The following is a 3793-nucleotide window of genomic DNA, read 5'->3' on the forward strand; positions in this document are numbered from 1 at the left end:
TCCTTGCGCCTAGCGCAAGGAAGGGGGCCATCATGTACTTCAAGCGAGCAAGGGCGGGCGGCAACCGCGGCCAGGCGCGTGCCAGCGGAACGGCGGTGTTGCGAAAGTGGCTTTCACAACGCATTCCGGCGAGGTTCGCAGTAAAAGCGCCCCGCCCCGTCAGACCCGGCTGAGCCTCGACACCAGCACCGCGGAAGGCACCGGATGCGCGCCCTTGCGCCGCACCGAGTCCGCCACCGCCCGGTCCGTGCTCGCGACCACCATCGGCCGCCCGGGCGGCTCCGCCGCGACCAGGGACCGGATGACGTCGTCCGCGAGCACGCCGCGTTCGGAGAACAGCACCCGCACCCCGCGCGGCACCGCCGCGGGTACGGAAAGGACACCGGCGCCGTCGAACACCACGGTCACCTCGGCCGACGTCCGCGCGGCGAGCGCGGAAAGCTGGTGGATCAGCCGGTCTCGCTGATCGGAAAGCGCCATCTCCGGATACCCGGTCTTCGTGACGTTGTAGCCGTCGACGATCAGGTGCACATTGGGCAGCGCGAGATGCCTGTCGAGCGCGGTGACGTCCTGGATCTTGCCGCCCGCGCCCAGCCCCGACGTCGCGCCGCGGACCATGTCCGCCGGACGCTGGCCCCGCGCGCTCACCGAAAGTTCCCGGCGCAGCCCGCCGACGGCGCCTTCGATCGTGTCCAGCAACAGTCCGAGCCGGACCTCGTCCGCCTGACGGGCCTCACGCGCCGACTGACGCGCGATCTCGGCGTCCGTGACGGCTTTCTCCGCCCGCGCCCGCTCTGTCGCGACACGCTGCTTCTCACGGTCCAATTGGGCCTTCAGCGCCTTGATCTCCTCGGCGCGCTCGGCCCCTCCGCTTTCCAGCTGAGCGTGAGCCTCGGCGACGGCGTCCCTGGCCTGTCGCAACTGGACACCTTGCTCCCGCAGGCGCTTCAGCAATTTGTCGACTTCGGCGTCGCGTTCGCCCCGCGCACCACCGGCGATCTCCTTGGCCTCGCGCAACTCCTCGCGCACCTGGACCAATTCGGACTCGAGCCGCTGGTTGCGGGCGAGCGCCGCGTCGCGTTCGGCGCGCAACGCCGTCTCCTCGGCGTTCTTCGCCACCAGCCGGACCCGGCCCGCCGCGCCCGCCTCACCCAGCAGTACGGCGGCGGCCGCCGCGGCGACGGAGTCGGGAGCGTTCGGGTCGAGAGCGTCCTTGCGGTGGTCACGAAGCCATTCGGTGACCGCGACCCGGAACTGCGAAGACTCCCCCAACGCGGCGAGCAACGCCGTCCCGCCGAGTTTCGCGCGTTTCGCCGGGGCGAATTTCGCGACCGGGCGAAGCTGCCTCGGCACGTCGGCGACCGGGAGCTTGCCGACGGCGGCGGACGCGAGCTCGGCGATCCGCTCCCGCACCAGCTCCGGCAGGGCCGTCCAGCCCTCGGCCGGCACCTCTGCCGTCGTCTCCCCGTCACCCGCCGACACCACGACACCCGAGGGGCCGCCGGTGGCGTCCTCGGGCGATTCGGGCACTGCGGGCTGCGGTTGCATCGCTCCAGCGTAGGCCCCATGGGCTCGGGCCGCCCTCAATGGGACGCCGTGCGCACATCCCGGGATTGTCGGTGCCTGCCCCTACTGTGCCCGATCATGGACACCGGACGGCGGCCCGGCGCGGCGCAACTCGCCTTCGACGAGCTGGGAACCCCTTTGCGGGACATCACTTTCGTCGTGTTCGACCTGGAGACCACCGGCACGAAACCCGGTCCGGACGGGATCACCGAAATCGGCGCGGTCAAGGTCCGCGCCGGCGAGATCGTCGGCGAGTTCGCCACCTTCGTCAACCCGGGGATGCCGATCCCGCCGCAGATCGTCGAACTCACCGGGATCACCGGCGCGATGGTCTACGACGCTCCCCGCATCGAACGCGTGCTGCCGTCGTTCCTCGAGTTCATCTCCGGCGCCGTGCTCGTGGCGCACAACGCCGCCTTCGACACCGGCTTCATGCGCGCGGCCTGCGAGGGCCACGGCTACCACTGGCCCAAGACGGCCGTGGTCTGCACGGTCCGGCTCGCCCGCCGGGTCATCTCCCGCGACGAGACGCCCAGTTACCGCCTGTCCGCGCTGGCCGCGTTGTTCGGCGCGCGCACGACGCCCAACCACCGCGCGCTCGCGGACGCGCGGGCCACCGTCGACGTCCTGCACGCGCTGCTCGAACGCGTGGGCAACCTCGGCGTCCACACCCTCGAAGAACTCCTGGACTACCTGCCCGAGGTCACCCCGGCCCAGCGCCGCAAACGTTCGCTGGCCGAGCATCTGCCGTCCCGGCCCGGCGTCTACCTGTTCCGCGGCCCGAGCGACGAAGTCCTGTACGTCGGGACGTCGGGCGACCTGCGCCGCCGGGTCCGGCAGTACTTCACCGGCTCGGAGAGCCGCGGGCGGATCCGGGAGATGGTCGCGCTGGCCGAACGGGTCGACGCGGTCGAATGCGCGCACTCGCTGGAGGCCGCGGTCCGGGAGCTGCGGCTGATCGCCGCCCACCGTCCCATGTACAACCGCCGTTCCAAGAACCCACGGCACGCCTGGTGGGTCGCGCTGACCGAGGAGGCCTTCCCGCGCCTGTCGGTGGTCCGCATGCCGCGAGACGGGATGCTGGGGCCCTTTCGCAGCCAGACCGACGCCCGGTCGGCCGCGGACACCCTCGCCGGCGCCTCGGGGCTGCGGACGTGCACCCAGCGCATCTCGGCCACCTCGCCGAGCGGGAAACCCTGCGTCCTCGCCGAACTCGGCCGCTGCGGAGCGCCGTGCGCCGGGCAGCAGACGGTCGAGGCATACCGGCCGGGTGTACTGGCGGTGTCCGGTCTCATCGCCGGGACGGACGGGCGGCCGCTGCGGGCCGCCGCCGATCAGCTGGCCCGGCTCTCGGCGGAGGAGCACTACGAACAGGCCGCCCAGCACCGCGACCAGCTGGCCGGGCTGATCCGCGCGGTCGGCCGGGCACACCGGCTCTCGGCGCTCGCGGGCATCCCGGAGCTGATCGCCGCCGGACCGGACGGCAACGGCGGCTGGGAGCTGGCGGTGATCCGGCACGGCAGGCTCGCGTCGGCGGGCGTCGCGCGGCGCGGAGTGCCGCCGATGCCGGTGGTCGAGCTGCTGGTGGCCTCGGCGGAGACGGTGATCCCCGGCCCCGGTCCGCTCTTCGGCGCGATCTCCGAGGAGGTCCGCATCCTGCTGCGCTGGCTGACCCGCCCGGGCGTCCGGCTCGTGCGCACCACGCACCCTTGGGCGGAGCCCGCCGCCGCGGGCGGCTGGCAGGAGTGGCTCGACCTGGCGGCGAGCGCGACGGCGCTGGAGAGGGTGGCGGGCTAGGATCGCGGCACCGGATTCACTGAAGTAGGAGGCGCTGTAGTGATCACCGCGATCGTGCTGATCCAGGTCGAAGCCGATGCGATCCCCGAGGCTGCGCAGGCGATCGCGGACATCGAGGGCGTCCGCGAGGTCTACTCCTGCGCGGGCGACGTCGACCTGATCGCCTCGGTCCGCGTCGCGGCCCATGAAGACCTCGCGGACCTGATCCCGGCGAAGATCGGCAAGGTCCCCGGCGTACTGAGCACGGTCACGCACATCGCGTTCCGCTCTTACTCGAAGGCCGACAGCGAGTCCGCGTTCGACATCGGCGTCGAAGGCGCCTAAAGCCCTCGCAAGTACATGAAGGCCCCCTTCCTTGCGCCAGGCGCAAGGAAGGGGGCCTTCATGTACTTCTTGTCGAGCTAGTGCCCGGAAGTGATCTCCTTGCGCT

3 protein-coding genes are annotated in these 3793 nt (G+C 71.8%); 2 read left to right on the forward strand and 1 reads right to left on the reverse strand.

The genetic code is table 11. From position 1 onward, the window contains the following. Window positions 1-159 precede the first annotated feature (159 nt). Window positions 160-1548: an NYN domain-containing protein gene (locus tag ACFWMR_RS42485; RefSeq protein ID WP_378382485.1), complete on the reverse strand. Its 1389-nt coding sequence runs from the start codon at window positions 1546-1548 to the stop codon at window positions 160-162. Between the two features lie 96 nt (window positions 1549-1644). On the opposite strand from ACFWMR_RS42485, the gene ACFWMR_RS42490 reads away from it, so the two are divergent. Together ACFWMR_RS42490 and ACFWMR_RS42495 are read left to right on the forward strand one after the other, a co-directional pair. Further along, complete coding sequence (locus tag ACFWMR_RS42490; RefSeq protein ID WP_378382486.1) at window positions 1645-3363, forward strand: DEDD exonuclease domain-containing protein; 1719 nt, start codon at window positions 1645-1647, stop codon at window positions 3361-3363. A 39-nt stretch (window positions 3364-3402) separates the two neighbouring features. Next, complete coding sequence (locus tag ACFWMR_RS42495) at window positions 3403-3687, forward strand: Lrp/AsnC family transcriptional regulator (RefSeq protein ID WP_005154220.1); 285 nt, start codon at window positions 3403-3405, stop codon at window positions 3685-3687. The last annotated feature ends 106 nt before the right edge of the window (window positions 3688-3793 follow it).

The organism is Amycolatopsis thailandensis (assembly GCF_042723255.1).
Classification (GTDB): Bacteria; Actinomycetota; Actinomycetes; order Mycobacteriales; family Pseudonocardiaceae; genus Amycolatopsis; species Amycolatopsis thailandensis.